This is a genomic window from Herbidospora daliensis (assembly GCF_001570585.1).
GTDB lineage: Bacteria > Actinomycetota > Actinomycetes > Streptosporangiales > Streptosporangiaceae > Herbidospora > Herbidospora daliensis.
The window spans coordinates 374,178-387,799 of sequence record NZ_BBXF01000003.1 but is presented as its reverse complement, the minus strand read 5'-3'; the positions used below and the strand labels follow the sequence as shown (position 1 = coordinate 387,799).

The window sequence follows — 13,622 nt, the reverse complement described above, 5'->3', positions numbered from 1 at the left end:
CGGCGCGGCTCGGGGTGAATGCGAAAGCGGAACCGGGGGTCAGCGAAGGAGAGCGTTCCTCCCGGTCCGCTGAGGCCGAAGGCGCGCGGGTTCGGGGAGAACGACCGGGTCGGGTTGGCGAACACGAGCGCTCCGCCCGATGCGCCGCGGCCGACGGCGCGCGGGCCCGGAGAAAACGACCGGGTCGAGTCGGCCACCATGAGCGTTCGCCGGATCCGCTGTGGGTTAAGGCGCGCGGGGTGGGGAGAACGACCAGCTTGGGTCGGCGAACACGAGCGCTCGCCCGGATCCGCCGTGGCTGAAAGCGCGCGGGTTGCGGAGTACGACCAGCTTGGGTCGGCCAACACGAGCGTTCCCCCGAATCCGCCGTGGCCGAGGGCACGCGAGTTCGGAGAAGACGACCGGGTCGGGTCGGCCAACATGAGCGCTCCCCGGATCCGCTGCCGCTGAAGACGCGGGTTCGGGGAGAACGGCCAGGGCGGGTCGGCCAACGTGAATCCCAGCCCGAGCCGGGTCGGCGATCCGAGCACCTCGCCCCAGGGTTCGATCACCTCGGCCAGATCAGGGCCGGGTCACGCAGCCCCGCGCAACCGCCTCACTCAGTCGAGGTGGTCCGCGTCTCGGGCCTTCTTCGGACGGGCCCGGAGGTGCATGCGTTCGCCCTGGGTGCCGAACAGGCTCAGGAATTCGACCGGTTCGTCGCCGGCGACCCCGAACCAGTGAGGTACCCGCGTGTCGAATTCCGCCGCTTCGCCCGGTTCCATGATCACGTCGTGTTCGCCGAGGATGACGCGCATGCGCCCGTTGAGGATGTAGAGCCATTCGTACCCTTCGTGCGTCTTCAGCTCCGGTTCCGAGCTGCGGTCGCCGGGAGCCAGAATGATCTTGTACGCCTGGATTCCACCCGCCCGCTTTGTCAGCGGCAACATGGTCAGGCCGTTGCGGAACGTCGGTCGCAGATGGACCCGCGGATCGCCGGTCGCCGGGGCGTCGACGAGCTCGTCGAGCGTCACCCCGTGGGCGCGGGCCAGCGGCAGCAGTTGTTCGAGCGTGGGTCGCCGCGCGCCCGACTCGAGTCGCGACAGGGTGCTGACCGAGATCCCGGTCGCCTCCGCGAGCGCCGCGAGGGTGGTCTCCCGCTCTTTGCGCAGCGCCCGCAGCCGGGGGCCGACCGCGTCGAGGGCCTGGCCGATGTCGTCCGTCATATTGGCGAGTTTGCCATATTGGCAAACAAGTTTGCACATCTGCCGTCATTCGCCGCACAGTGGGCGGCATGAGAGAAACCTACGACGTAGTTGTGGTCGGCGGCGGCCCGGCCGGGCTCAACGGGGCCCTCATGCTGGCCCGCTCCCGCCGATCGGTCCTGGTCATCGACGCCGGCGAGCCGCGCAACGCGCCCGCCAAGGCGGTCCACGGCCTGTTCGCCCACGACGGCACCCCGCCCGCCGAACTCCTGGCCAAGGGCAGAGCCGAAGTCGAACGGTACGGCGGCCACATCGCCACCGGCTCGGTCGTCGGCGTGGAACCGGGCTTCACCGTGACCCTGGCCGACGGACGCCAGGTCGGCGCCCGCCGCCTGCTGGTCACGACCGGCTTGATCGACGTCCTGCCGGAGATCGAGGGCCTGCGGGAACGCTGGGGCCGCGACGCCGTCCACTGCCCCTACTGCCACGGCTACGAGATCCGCGACCGCGCGATCGGCATCCTGGCCACCAGCCCCATGGGCCTCCACCAGGCGATGATGTTCCGCCAGCTCAGCGACGACGTGACCCTCTTCACCGCCGAGCCGCCGGCGGAGGAGCAGGCCGTGGAGTTGCGCACCCGCGGCATCCGGGTGGTGATCGGCGAAGTCGAAGCGGTGGAGATCGCCGACGACCGGATCACCGGCGTCCGGCTGAAGGACGGCACCGTCGTGCCGCGCGACGCCGTGGTGGTCGGTACCCGGCTGGAGGCGCGGGTGGGCTTCCTGGAGCAGCTCGGCCTCAAGGCCGTCCCGCATCCCGGGGGCTTCGGCGAGCACATTCCGGCCGCGGCCGACGGGCAGACGGACGTGCCCGGGGTGTGGGTGGCGGGGAACGTGACCGACCTGATGGCGCAGGTGGGGTCGTCAGCGGCGGCCGGGGCGCTGGCGGGGGCCCGCATCAACGGCGACCTGATCGCGGAGGAGACGCGACTGGCGGTGGCGGCGGCGTCATGAAATATCCGGACAACGAGCGAGGCGAGGCGAACATGAGCACAGCGGAACAGCACGAGAAAGCCGCCCACGAGCCGGGGCACGAGCGCGGGCATTACACGGGCCACGGGCCGGGAGACGAGCAGCACGGAGACGGTACGGAGCGCCAAGACGAACTCGCACGCGTCAACGCTCACGCGCATGGCCGAGAGCACGCCGAACAGCACGAGCAGGGCCATGAGATCGGCGGTGATCCCAGCCACAGCCATGGATTCGGTCACAGTGACGACCATGGACCCGGCCCTGCGCACGACCACGGAACCGGCCCTGCGCACCACCACGGACCCGACCCTGCGCACCACCACGGACCCGACCCTGCGCACCACCACGGACCCGACCCTGCGCACCACCACGGCGCTGATCACCAGTCCGGTCATGGGGACGGGCACGGGCACAGGCATGGCGCGCACCCGGATCATGACGAGGTGTTCGACCGCGAGTTCTGGGAGAACAAGTACCGGACCTCCGACCCCGACGCCCTGCGCCACGAGCCCAACCCCTACCTGCTCGATGTGGCCGAGTCACTCGCCCCGGGCCGGGTCCTCGACGCCGGATGCGGGCCGGGCGCCGAAGCCATCTGGCTGGCTCGCCGAGGGTGGGAGGTGACGGCGCTCGACATCTCGGAGGTGGCCCTCGACCACGCCCGTGCCCTCGCGGAAGAGGCGGGTCCCGAGGTCGTCAGAAGGATCACCTGGCAGCAGGCCGACCTGACCACCTGGACCGCACCCGACGACGGATACGACCTGGTCTGCACCAACTACGTCCACGCGCTGGAGGACATCGTTCCGCAGTTGGCGGCGGCTGTCCGGCCCGGCGGCACGCTGCTGGTCGTCGACCACTTCGACATCCTGGCCGTGCTCGATCCGGCCGAGTGGCAGCCGATCCCGCTCGTGGCGAGCCCGCGGGTGGTGCCCGCTTTCGACGGCACGGAAAGGGTCCTCGACGACCGCGTGATGGCGGCCGTCAAGATCGCGAGGTCTTGAGCCCTGGTCAAGGACATGGCCACCGCGCGGGAGTCACCAGTGCGGAAGACGGCGCTGCACCACACCATGGCTCGAGCTCGCACCATGGAACATCGCGGTGCCCCGCACAAGGCGCAAGCCTCACCACGCAACACCGCGCTGCACACGCCATGGCGAGAGACCGTGAACATCGCGCTAGGACCATGCGCTGCCAGCTTCATCAAGGAGGCCCGCGATGAGGTCCGTCCACCGGTTCACCACGCCAGTCCACAAGCTCGACCGGGCCTTCCCGGAGCCCGTGTCCGGGTGGTGTAGAACGGAACGATGGCAGCCTTGAGGAGTCTGGCGGCGACCGCTTGGCGGGCGATCGGGGGCGCGGTGCAGTGGCGCCTGCTCTGGTTGTCGCAGGCGACGTTCATGGTCGGGGTGGTGGGTGTCATCCGTGATGACGACGGCCGGGTCCTGTTGCTGAAACATCGTTTCTGGCCCGAGGGCCGGCAGTGGGGGCTGCCCACCGGTTACGCCAAACGTGGTGAGACCTTCGAGGACACCGTCGCCCGTGAGGTCATGGAGGAGACCGGTCTCAAGGCGCAGGTCAATCGGCTGGTGCGGGTCGAGAGCGGGTTTCGGTTGCGGGTCGAGGTCGCCTACGAGGGCGAACTTCTCGGCGGCACCCTGGCGCTCGATCCGACCGAGATCCTGGAAGCCGGCTGGTTTCCCGAGGAGGCGCTGCCTCACGAGCTGATGCCGGGCCACCGTCTTCTGGTCGCCGCGACCTCCGCCGGAAGTCGGTAGCACGGGCTGACCTTCGGCGCTGATGCCGACAGGCCGCGTAACGGAACCGTGAGGGCATGGACATCCTCACCGTCGGCGCGCTCGTGAGCGGCCTCGTCACCACGCCGGCCCTGCCCGTCCCCACCGGCCCGCACCCCGTCGGCGCCAAAGCGCTGCACCTCGTCGACCGGTCGCGCCCCGATCCGTGGGTGCCCGCGTCCGGTTCGCGGCAGCTCATGGTGACGGTCTGGTATCCGGCGCTCTCTTCCAAAACAAAACGGTTCCGGTACGTCACCACGGCCGAGTCGGCCAACATCCTCGCCCGTGTCCCGGGGGCAGAAGACGTCCCGCCCGGAGTGCTGGCCACGACCCGGACCCATGCCCGGTCGGGCGCCCCGATGGTCAGGAAGGCTCTGCCGCTCGTCGTGTTGTCGCCGGGCTTCTCGTTTCCCCGGGCCACCCTGACGTCGCTCGGCGAAGACCTGGCCAGCCGGGGTTACCTGGTGGCGGCGGTCGAGCACACCTACGAGTCGGTCGGCACCACCTTTCCCGACGGACATACGACGACGTGTGTGGTGTGTGAACGTCCACAGACGAAGGAACTCGGCGCGCAGGTCTCGGCGGGGCGGGTCAAGGACCTGACGTTCGTCATCGACCAGGTGAAGAAGCGGTTCAACGTCGACCGCGTCGCCGTCGCGGGTCACTCGATGGGCGGCAACGCCGCCGTCCACACCATGGCGGCTCGCCCGTCGATCCGGGCCGCCGTCGACTTCGACGGCAGCTTCATGCCCGACGTGCCGCCGCTGAAGAGGCCGGTGTTGCTGATGGGCGCGGTCAGGACCGACGCGACGTGGCCGCCCGTGCAGGCGAAGCCGAAGACGTGGGTGGAGGTGACCGGCACCGACCACTCGTCGTTCACCGATTACGCGATCCTCCGGGGGCAGGTGGGGCTGACGTCCCAGCCGCTCGACGGGGCGCGGGCCGTCGAGATCACGCGGGCGTACACGGCCTGGTTCCTGGACCGGCACCTGCGCGGGCGTCAGGTTGCGGAGCCGGAGTTTCCCGAGGTGCGCAGGCGCGCCTGAACCCCGTGGTCGGCGAGGACGTCGCGGAGCAGGGCGCGGCAGGCGGCGTCCTCGTCGCGGAAGATCCGGAGGCCGGACTTCTGGCCGCGTTCGCTGTAGTAGACGTGCCAGCCGTCAGGCGCTTCGACGAGACAGTAGCGTTCGTCGAGGTCACGGCCGATGGAGTGCACGTCGACACCGAGAGAGGCGAGGTGCGCGGCGAGGTCGGCGGCGGTCATGCGAGCGTCCCCTGGTGGTAGTGCGCGGCCCAGCCGTCGGCGGTCCGCGTCCAGACGGTCGAGCGGCGGCTGATCCGCCCGGCCTGATCCAGCAGGTACGTCACGAGCCACGTCTCCCCTTCGAGCAGCCTTCGAGTGCGCGGAGTTCCGCCTCCATGACCGCCTCCTCAGATCACGTGTTCCTGACCATGCGCTCCCCGCCGAGTGAGAGCAGCAGGAACATATCGAACGCCTGCACGTTCGCCCCGTCCAGCCGCCGGGCCGCGTCGACGGCCAGCCTCGCGCTCGTCACGTGTCCGAGGGTGTCGAACCGGGTCGGCTTGTAGTCGGGGTCGTAGTCGGCGGTGTGGCGCTCCCGCTGGAGGGTGGTGAAGGTCCGTGCGAGCAGCGCGAGGTCGGCGTCGACGTGACCGTTGCTGCTGAGCAGGAGGGTCACGGCGTCGGGGGCGCTGGTCTTCGCGGCGATCGCGCTGACCCAGCGCGCGGTCTGGCGGAAGTTGCCGTGGGCGTACCAGCGGCTGACGGTGCGGCGCTGGTCGTCCGAACCGCCCCGGACCGCGCGCCTGGTGCCCTGGCCGACGAGTTCGTGGAACAGGGCGTAGTAGGCGGTCGAGGTCGCCCGGCGGAGGTGGGCGGACATCGGGCGCTTGCGGCCCGCGGAGCGGCCGGCCATCTGGTCGGCGAGGCGGAGGTAGTCGTCGACCTTGAAGCTCCCGCTCACGCCTCCTCCTCGTCGTCCGGGCGGTCCTTGTCGGCCCACTCCTGCGGGGAGTAGATGCGGAAGAAGACGTAGTGGTCGAGGCCGTGCCGGGCGGCGAGGGTGTTGCCGTTCGTCGCCAGGGCGTGGGTCAGCTCGCCCGACCAGCCGTCGGGGTCCTCGCCGTCCATGACGACGGTGGCCTCCAGGGCCTCTTCTCCTTCGAAGTCCCAGGTGGTGGCGAGCGTGACCTGGCTGATGCCGAGGTCGCCCGGGATCTCCGAGGTGCGGATGGCCTCCGCCAGTTCGGTCAGGGTCTCGGTCCACTTGTCCGTAGTCATGTGGCGCATTGTTCTTCTGCATACGTCTAGTAGACCAGCGGCAACGCCCCCTTGTCCTCTGTATGCCGTCAATTGGGCAGCAGAAGATCCGGGATCCGCGCCGCCCCCGCCAGGATGTGGGTGTGCGCGACCGCCCCCAGGTCGACCGCGTCCTGCGCCCCCGTCAGCACCCCCACCACCATCGACGCCCCGGCGCGGGTCCCCGCCTCCAGGTCCCGGACCGTGTCGCCCGCCGTCAGAACCGCGCGCACGTCGGTCACCCCGGTCGCCTCCATCGCCCGGAAGATCATGTAAGGCGCCGGTCGGCCGGCCGGGACGTCGTCCACGCAGATCACCGCGTCGAAGAAGCCCGTCCAGCCCACCGACTCCAGCAGGCCCGTCGCCACCTCGCGGTCGAAGCCCGTCGTCAGGGCCACCTTCACGCCCGCGTCCCGCAACCGGGTCACCGCCTCCGCCACTCCCGGCAGCGGGTAGGGGGGCTTGGTCGCGTAGAGGGAAGCCAGGCGGGCGCGGAAGTCCTGGTAGGCCGCTTCCGACGGGGCTCCGAGCAGGCCCGCGATGGCCTCGCGTTTGCCGGCGCCCATCCAGCGGTGCACCTCCTCCGGCGTCGGGGTGGCGCCGGCGGCGCGGACGGCGGCTTCGAGGGCCTCGTACACGCTGCCGTGTTCTTCGATGGTCGTGCCGGCGACGTCCAGGACGACGAGTTCGATCATGGCATCCGTCCTCGGGTACGCAGCAGGGCCGGGCGGGCCCGCTGGGAGTTCTCGATCGTGAAGGAGACGGCGTCGGGCCGGTAGCGGTCGTCGGAGTACTCGACCGGCTCACCGGCGGCCGATGTGGTGTGGCGGCGTTCGCGGAGCAGGGGCGCGCCCGGGGGGAGGCCGAGCAGGTCGGCGTCGACCGGGTCGGCGGCGACGGCGTCGATGACGTGGCGGGCGTGGGTCAGGTCGACGCCCCGGGCCGCCAGGAAGGCGAAGATCGAGCCCTCGTCGCAGTCGTGGTCGAGCAGCAGGCGGCCGACCGGCCAGACGAACGTGGTGCGTTCGAGCATCACGGGGATGCCGTCGAGCAGGCGGAGCCGCAGCAGGTCGACGACCGGGTCTCCGTCGGGCAGCGACAGGGCTTCGGCGGCCTCCGGGGAGGCGGGGCGGCGGGTGATCTCCAGGGTGCGCTGGCCGGGGACGCGGCCGTGGTCCAGGGCCCAGCGGGAGAACGACAGGAACGTCTCGAACGGCTGGCTGACCGCGGTCGAGCGGACCACGGGGGGTTTGCCCTGGCCGCCGCCGATCAGGCCCTCGGCGCGCAGGGCCGCCAGGGCCTGGCGGACGGGGGCCCGGGACGCGCCCCACTGCTCGCACAGGTGCGACTCCGACGGCAGCGCCGAGCCGACCGGCAGCTCGTGGTCGGCGATGCGGCGGCGGAGGTCGGCCGCGATGCGCCGGTGCAGGGGCTCGTCCATATGGCTACCCTACTTGTCATGACAAGTCGGGCAGACCTGGTGGTCGTCGGGGCGGGCGTCGTCGGGCTGGCGCACGCGGTGGAGGCGGTGCGCCGGGGGTGGTCGGTCGCCGTCGTCGAGCGCGACGGGCATGCGACCGGCGCGTCGGTGCGCAACTTCGGCCACGGCTGCGTGACCGCGCAGGCCGGGGCGGCGCTCGATTACGCGCTCGACGCCCGCTCGGCCTGGGTGCGGCTGGCCCGCGAGGCCGGGTTCTGGTTGCGGGAGTCGGGCACGGTGCTGGTCGCCCGGCACGACGACGAGATGGCCGTGCTCGGCGAGTTCGCGCGGGAGCGCGGCGACCAGGTCGTGCCGCTGACCGGCCGCGAGGTCGCCGAGCGCGTCGGGATCGAGAGCCTGGGCGGGGCGTGGTTCCCGCTCGACGTCCGGGTCGACCCCCGCACGGCCGTGCCCGCCGTCGCCCGGTGGCTGGCCGATCAGGGCGTGACCTTCCACTGGGAGACCGCCGTCCACACGATCGAACCCGGCCTGGTCGGCACCTCGCGGGGGCCGCTGAAGGCGGGCGCCGTGGTGGTCTGCGTGGGGCACGACGTCGACCGGCACTTCCCCGAGCTCTCTGCCTTGTACGGCGTGCGCCGCTGCGCCCTCCACATGCTGCGGGTCGCCGACCCGTACAGGAGAGAGATCGCGCCCGCGGTGCTGACCGGGTTCTCGATGTTGCGCTACGACGGCTTCGCGGCGCTGCCGGGCCTGAAGGCGGTGCGCGCCCGGCTGGAGACCGAGAGTGCGCCTCTCGTGGACGCGGGCCTGAACCTGATGTTCACCCAGCGGCCCGACGGCGACCTCGTCATCGGCGACACCCACCACTACGCGACGACGCTCGACCCCTTCAACGCCGAGGACCTCGACCGGCTCGTGCTCCGCGAGACCGCCCGCCTGCTCGGCGTGCCCCGCCTGGAGGTGCGGGAACGCTGGCGCGGCGTCTACGCCTCGGCCGCGCGGCCCTTCCTCGACGTCTCCCCCATGGCCGGGGTGCGGGTGGTCTCGGTGACCTCCGGCATCGGCATGACGACGGCGTTCGGGCTCGCTCCCCGGGTGCTGGACGAACTGCTCGACTGAGACGAACCGCACACTACGCTCATCTCGTGCAAGCTACCCGGCTGAGCGCGGCCGACGGCCTGGTGGCCGGGGCGGTCGGGCTGTTCGCCGTCATCGAGGAGCTGACGGGCGGCACCGACCTGGCCGAGCGGTCGATCCCCGCGTTGTGGGTGGCCGGCGGCGTCGCCACCGCGCTCCTGGTGCTGTTCCGGCGCGTCGCCCCCATCTGGACGATGGCGCTCTACACCGTCGTCTCCGCCGCGGTGTTCGTGTTCACCCTGGAGGACGCCGCCGCCTGGCAGTGGCTGACCGAGCTGGTCTTCCTGTTCACGGTGCTCAGCCAGACCCGGCTGCGCAGCACCCGGGCTCTGTTCGGCGTGGCGGCCACGACCGTCTTCGTCGCCACCATGGGCACGACCTACGGCGGCGCCGAGTTCGCCGAGTACGCCATCGCGGCCGGCATGTCGGCCATCGCGGGCGGGGCCGGGGTCGGCGTGCGCCGCTACCAGGTGCTGGCCCGCCGCGCCGACGAGCGCACCTACGCCGTGGTCGCGCGCAGCGAGCAGCTGGTGCGCGAGGCGGTCGCCGAGGAGCAGGCCCGGCTGGCCCGCGAGCTGCACGACATCGTCGCCAGCAGCGTCAGCATGATGGTGATGCAGGCGGGCGGCCTGCGCCGCCGGCTCCCCGCCGACCTGGGCCGGGAGCGCGAGGCGCTGACCCAGATCGAGGCGACCGGCCGGGGCGCGGTCGAGGAGCTCCAGCGCATGCTGCACCTGCTGCGCGGCCCCGCCACCGACAGCCGTCTCCCGCAGCCGGGCCTGGCCCGCGTCGGCGACCTGGTCGACCAGTCGCGCACGGCCGGGCTCGACGTGACCGTCGAGGTGACCGGCGACCCCCGGCCGCTGCCGGCGGGCCTCGACCTGTCGGCCTACCGGATCGTGCAGGAGGCGCTGACCAACACGCTGAAGCACGCCGGGCCGACCCGGGTGGCGGTCACGATCGGCCACGGGCCGGGCGAGCTGCGCGTCGACGTCACCGACGACGGGCCGCGCGAGGGCTTCCGGCCCGCGCCGCACGTGCCGGGCGGCCACGGCCTGATCGGCATGCGCGAACGGGCCGCCCTCTTCCACGGCTCCCTCGACGCCGGCCCGCTGAACGGCGGCTTCGCGGTGCGCGCGGTGTTGCCGGTCAAGTGAACCGGCCCGGGCGGCAAGTGATCCGTCCGGGCCGGCGTCGATCGCGGTCAGGCGCTCTGGCGGAGGGCCGTCTCGGGGAACAGGTCGTCGAAGACGGCCGCGCGGTCGAACTGCATGGCCCAGTCGCGGGCCCGCAGTTCCAGCTCGCGGCGTTCGGTGCCGTTCATGTCGAGGACCACCCGGTCGATCGCGGCCGCGATGCCGGTGACGTCGCCCTGGTCGACGATGATGGCGGCGTCGCCGACCGCTTCGAGGGTGCCGCCGGTGTCGGTGGTGATGATCGGGCCGCCGCCGGCCAGCATCTTCTCGGCCAGGGCGATGCCGAACGTCTCGACGAAGTCGGGCTCGGGTTTGGTCGGCAGCACGTAGGCCGCGCTGCCGCGCATGAGCAGGGGCTTCTCGTTGTCGTCGACGTCGGTGAGGACGACGACGTGCTCGTCGGCCGCCGCGATCGCCTGGACCTGGGCGAGCGCGGTGCCCGTGCCGGCGATGACGAGTTTGACCTTCTCGCGGCTGCGGGCCTGCCGGTAGGCGGCCAGCAGGTCGAAGATGCCCTTCGCCGGGGTGACCCGCGACAGGAACAGCAGGTAGCCGTCGCGTTCGAGGCCGCGGTGGGCGAGGGCGGCGTCGACGAGCGACGGGTCGGGGTCGAGGAACGCGGTGGAGTCGATCGGCGGGTAGCTGACCGACACCCGGCGGCGGCACTGTTCGGCGAACGTGGTGCCGACGTGGGCGTCGACCTGCCCGGCCGCGTCGATGATCTCGTCGCGGGTGTAGTCGGAGACGGCCACGACCTCGTCGTTGGCCAGGAACGTGGTGAACAGCGCCGTCGCGGCGCCGAAGTGGCCGTCGCGCAGGCAGTTGCGGATGACGTTGGTGACGTCGGAGCCGACGGCCTTCACGATGGTCCGGACGTTGGGGTTGAAGCCCGCCGCCCGGGCCGCGTTGACGGCGTCGAGCACGACGTTGGCGTGCGGCACGATGTACATCGACAGGCAGGTCGTCGGCACCGGCTCGGCCAGCAGTTCGACCAGACGCCCGGTCAGCCCGGCCAGGTGGCGGCCGTCGGGCACCCGGTAGTCGCCGACGGGTTCGGGACGTTCGACGGTGATGCCGGGGCTGTACGGCAGCAGCCGGTCGAGCGGCTTCAACGGCAGCCCGGCGGCCTGGAGGGCCGCGATGGGCCAGGTCAGCAGCCTGACGTCGTCGTATCCACGGGTCAGCGCCACTTCGGCGAGGTTGCGGGCCTCGCCGGAATGGCCGCAGATGACCGGGTCGGCCCTGACCACGATCACAAGGCGGCGACGGGGGTGGGTCATCGAGTCTCCTCCGATAGCGCAGGGGAATCGGACAGGGACGGCGGGCGGACACCCCGCCCCCATCCCGATGGCTCGGGGCCGAGTCGCAGGTGCAGTCTGCCGCCCCGATGGACGGTCGCGGCAGTCAGGTGGGCCGCATCCAGTGGACGGCCGTTGAGGGTGGCCGACTGGACGTATTGGACCGGGGGCTCATGCTCGGCGCCGTCGGAGCTGATCGGCGCCTCTTTGAGGCCGCTGGTCTCGATGACGAACTCGCCTTCTCTTACCCTCAGCGCGGCCCGTTCGAACGCGGGCGCGTTGATCAGGAAGAGGTTCTGCCCGGCCACCGGGAACAGCCCGAGCGAGGCCCAGATGTACCAGGAGCTCAGGCCGCCGGAGTCGTCGTTGCCGGGCAGGCCGCCGGGGCCGGTGCCGAACTGCCACGTGAGCGCGGAGTGCACGACCTCGGCGGTGCGATCGGGACGGCCCGCGTAGTGGTAGGCCCACGGGGCCTCCATGTCGGGCTCGTTGTTGAGGCCCTCGAAGCGGTTCAGGGCGTAGCCGGCCGCCATCTCGGCCGGCTGCGGGCGGCGTCCGGCCTGTTTGACCGGGGCGGCGCCGTAGCCGAAGAAACGGTCGAGCTTGGCGATGAAGCCGGCGTCGCCGCCCGCCAGCGCGATGCGGGCGGCCATGTCGTGGAGCAGCCGGAAGGAGTAGTTCCACTTGCCGCCCTCGTAGAACTCCGAGTCGCGCAGCAGGCCGGTGCCGGGGTCGAAGGCGTTGACCCACCCGTGGGCGCGGCGGGCCAGGTCGTCGGCGAGCTTGGTGTCGTTGAGCGCGCGGGCCAGCTGGGCGGTCAGGTGGTGGCCGTAGGCCAGGTCGAGGGTGTGCGTGATGGGGTGGACGACGCCGTGCTCGAAGAAGTCCTCGCCGTACATGCGGCGCAGGTCGTCGGCCATGTGGACGAGCGCCCAGCTCCACTCGATGCCGTCGAGGTCGAGGGCGTGGGCGTCGGCGAGCGCGGTGTGGGCCAGCGCGCTGCCCTGGCGGAAGAACCGGTCGGCGCCGCGGGCCATGCGGTAGCCGATCGGGAAGTTGCCCTCTTCCTCGCAGACCCGGATCAGCGATTCGAGCAGGCCCGAGGCGCGGTCGGGGGCGATGGCCATCAGCAGCGGGAGCTGGGTCTTGTAGATGTCCCACATCGTGCAGACGTCGAAGGCGTAGGGCCCGTTGTTCGGCCAGAACGGGCTCTCGTCGTCGACGATGCACGGCTTGATCAGCGAGTGGTAGAGCGCGGTGGAGTAGACGGTCTGGCGGGCCGGGGTGCCGCCGTCGACCTTGACGCGGTCGAGGTGGTCGCTCCAGCGGGCGCGGGTGCGCAGCTTGACGATGTCGAACGAGGGCTGGCCGAGGCCGGTCTCCCGCTCCAGGTTGCGTTTGGCCTGGTCGCAGCCGCGCAGCGAGAAGCCCATGCGGACCTCGATCGTCTGCCCGGCGCGGGTGGGGCCCATGTAGAGCATGCCGAAGGGGCGCAGCGTGGTGTGCCGGATGCTGTCGAAGTCGAGCCGGGTGCCGCCGTCGATGAGCCGGCGGTCGTACCAGAGCATCTGGCGCCAGCCGGGGGCGTCGACGTCGACGTACACCGACAGGGGCACGCCCTCCATGACGACGGTGCCCTGCACCTGGCCGTGGCCGATGTTCTCCACCTGGGCCCGCAGCGGCACGGTGCGGCCGAGGTCGATCGCGAGCCCGCCGCACGACAGGTCGACGACCACCCGGGCGCTGCTGTGCCGGGGGAAGGTGTAGCGGTGCACGGCCACCTTCTGGCCGACCGTGACCTCGCACCGGATGCCGGTGTCGAGGGTGGCGGCGTAGTAGCCGGGCGAGGCCTCCTCGTCGGACAACGACCACGACTGGCCGAGGTCGTCGAGGGGCTGCACCATCGGGGTGACCCGCACGTAGTTGTAGTACTTGCGGATCGCGCCGGTGCCCGACTGCTGGAAGTGGGTGAACCCACTGGCCTGGAGACGGTCGAACATCTCCTCGGGCACGCCTTCGGTGTTCTTGGCGTAACGACCGTAACCGGTCGGGTAGGCACCGGAGTAGGCACAGGCCGAGACCATGCCGAGGGGTGAGGTGGCCCCGGGGTGGGTGTTGCCCACCTGCGGTTTCGGCCACCACCACGTGGCGGCCAGGCCGCCTGCCGGGGGCAGGTCGGTGGCCGCGGTGCCGATGAAGGGATCAACGTTGTCGAGAATGGA

At 71.5% G+C, this 13,622-nt stretch carries 14 protein-coding genes; 6 read left to right on the top strand and 8 right to left on the bottom strand.

The window, feature by feature from the left end:
• Positions 1 to 599: 599 nt before the first annotated feature.
• Complete coding sequence (locus tag AW274_RS17105; RefSeq protein WP_062432903.1) at positions 600 to 1,205, bottom strand: helix-turn-helix domain-containing protein; 606 nt, start codon at positions 1,203 to 1,205, stop codon at positions 600 to 602.
• Between the two features lie 68 nt (positions 1,206 to 1,273).
• On the opposite strand from AW274_RS17105, the gene AW274_RS17100 reads away from it, so the two are divergent.
• The 4 genes from AW274_RS17100 to AW274_RS17085 all read left to right on the top strand — a co-directional run bounded on the left by AW274_RS17100 (position 1,274) and on the right by AW274_RS17085 (position 5,054).
• Positions 1,274 to 2,197, top strand: coding sequence for an NAD(P)/FAD-dependent oxidoreductase (locus AW274_RS17100; RefSeq protein ID WP_083974531.1), 924 nt, complete (start codon positions 1,274 to 1,276; stop codon positions 2,195 to 2,197).
• Between the two features lie 461 nt (positions 2,198 to 2,658).
• Positions 2,659 to 3,216 carry a class I SAM-dependent methyltransferase gene (locus AW274_RS17095; RefSeq protein WP_062432898.1) on the top strand — a complete coding sequence of 186 codons (558 nt, stop codon included), beginning with the start codon at positions 2,659 to 2,661 and terminating at the stop codon, positions 3,214 to 3,216.
• A gap of 312 nt (positions 3,217 to 3,528) precedes the next feature.
• On the top strand, positions 3,529 to 3,990 hold the full coding sequence (locus AW274_RS17090; RefSeq protein ID WP_198169312.1) for an NUDIX domain-containing protein: 462 nt from the start codon (positions 3,529 to 3,531) through the stop codon (positions 3,988 to 3,990).
• Between the two features lie 56 nt (positions 3,991 to 4,046).
• Positions 4,047 to 5,054, top strand: a complete 1,008-nt coding sequence (locus AW274_RS17085; protein WP_062432892.1) for an alpha/beta hydrolase family protein — start codon at positions 4,047 to 4,049, stop codon at positions 5,052 to 5,054.
• Here AW274_RS17085 and AW274_RS40330 read toward each other — a convergent pair.
• From AW274_RS40330 to AW274_RS17060, 5 genes are all read right to left on the bottom strand, one after another.
• On the bottom strand, positions 5,009 to 5,272 hold the full coding sequence (locus AW274_RS40330) for a hypothetical protein (RefSeq protein ID WP_062432889.1): 264 nt from the start codon (positions 5,270 to 5,272) through the stop codon (positions 5,009 to 5,011). The genes AW274_RS17085 and AW274_RS40330 overlap by 46 nt on opposite strands.
• 172 nt (positions 5,273 to 5,444) lie before the next feature.
• On the bottom strand, positions 5,445 to 5,993 hold the full coding sequence (locus tag AW274_RS17075; protein WP_062432886.1) for a hypothetical protein: 549 nt from the start codon (positions 5,991 to 5,993) through the stop codon (positions 5,445 to 5,447).
• A complete protein-coding gene (locus AW274_RS17070; protein ID WP_062432881.1) occupies positions 5,990 to 6,310 on the bottom strand; it encodes a hypothetical protein in 321 nt (106 codons plus the stop codon). The genes AW274_RS17075 and AW274_RS17070 overlap by 4 nt, the downstream gene beginning before the upstream one ends.
• A gap of 68 nt (positions 6,311 to 6,378) precedes the next feature.
• A complete protein-coding gene (locus AW274_RS17065; protein ID WP_062432878.1) occupies positions 6,379 to 7,023 on the bottom strand; it encodes a phosphonatase-like hydrolase in 645 nt (214 codons plus the stop codon).
• On the bottom strand, positions 7,020 to 7,769 hold the full coding sequence (locus AW274_RS17060; protein ID WP_062432876.1) for a GntR family transcriptional regulator: 750 nt from the start codon (positions 7,767 to 7,769) through the stop codon (positions 7,020 to 7,022). The genes AW274_RS17065 and AW274_RS17060 overlap by 4 nt, the downstream gene beginning before the upstream one ends.
• 18 nt (positions 7,770 to 7,787) lie before the next feature.
• Between AW274_RS17060 and AW274_RS17055 the strand changes: the two genes are divergently transcribed.
• Positions 7,788 to 8,888, top strand: a complete 1,101-nt coding sequence (locus AW274_RS17055; protein ID WP_062432873.1) for a TIGR03364 family FAD-dependent oxidoreductase — start codon at positions 7,788 to 7,790, stop codon at positions 8,886 to 8,888.
• 26 nt (positions 8,889 to 8,914) lie between these two features.
• Positions 8,915 to 10,063, top strand: coding sequence for a sensor histidine kinase (locus AW274_RS17050; RefSeq protein ID WP_062432870.1), 1,149 nt, complete (start codon positions 8,915 to 8,917; stop codon positions 10,061 to 10,063).
• A gap of 47 nt (positions 10,064 to 10,110) precedes the next feature.
• Here AW274_RS17050 and AW274_RS17045 read toward each other — a convergent pair whose 3' ends face one another.
• Positions 10,111 to 11,382, bottom strand: coding sequence for a glycosyltransferase (locus AW274_RS17045; RefSeq protein WP_062432866.1), 1,272 nt, complete (start codon positions 11,380 to 11,382; stop codon positions 10,111 to 10,113).
• Positions 11,379 to 13,619 (bottom strand): glycoside hydrolase domain-containing protein, encoded by a 2,241-nt coding sequence (locus AW274_RS17040; RefSeq protein ID WP_062432863.1) that lies wholly within the window; start codon positions 13,617 to 13,619, stop codon positions 11,379 to 11,381. The genes AW274_RS17045 and AW274_RS17040 overlap by 4 nt, the downstream gene beginning before the upstream one ends.
• Positions 13,620 to 13,622: the final 3 nt, after the last annotated feature.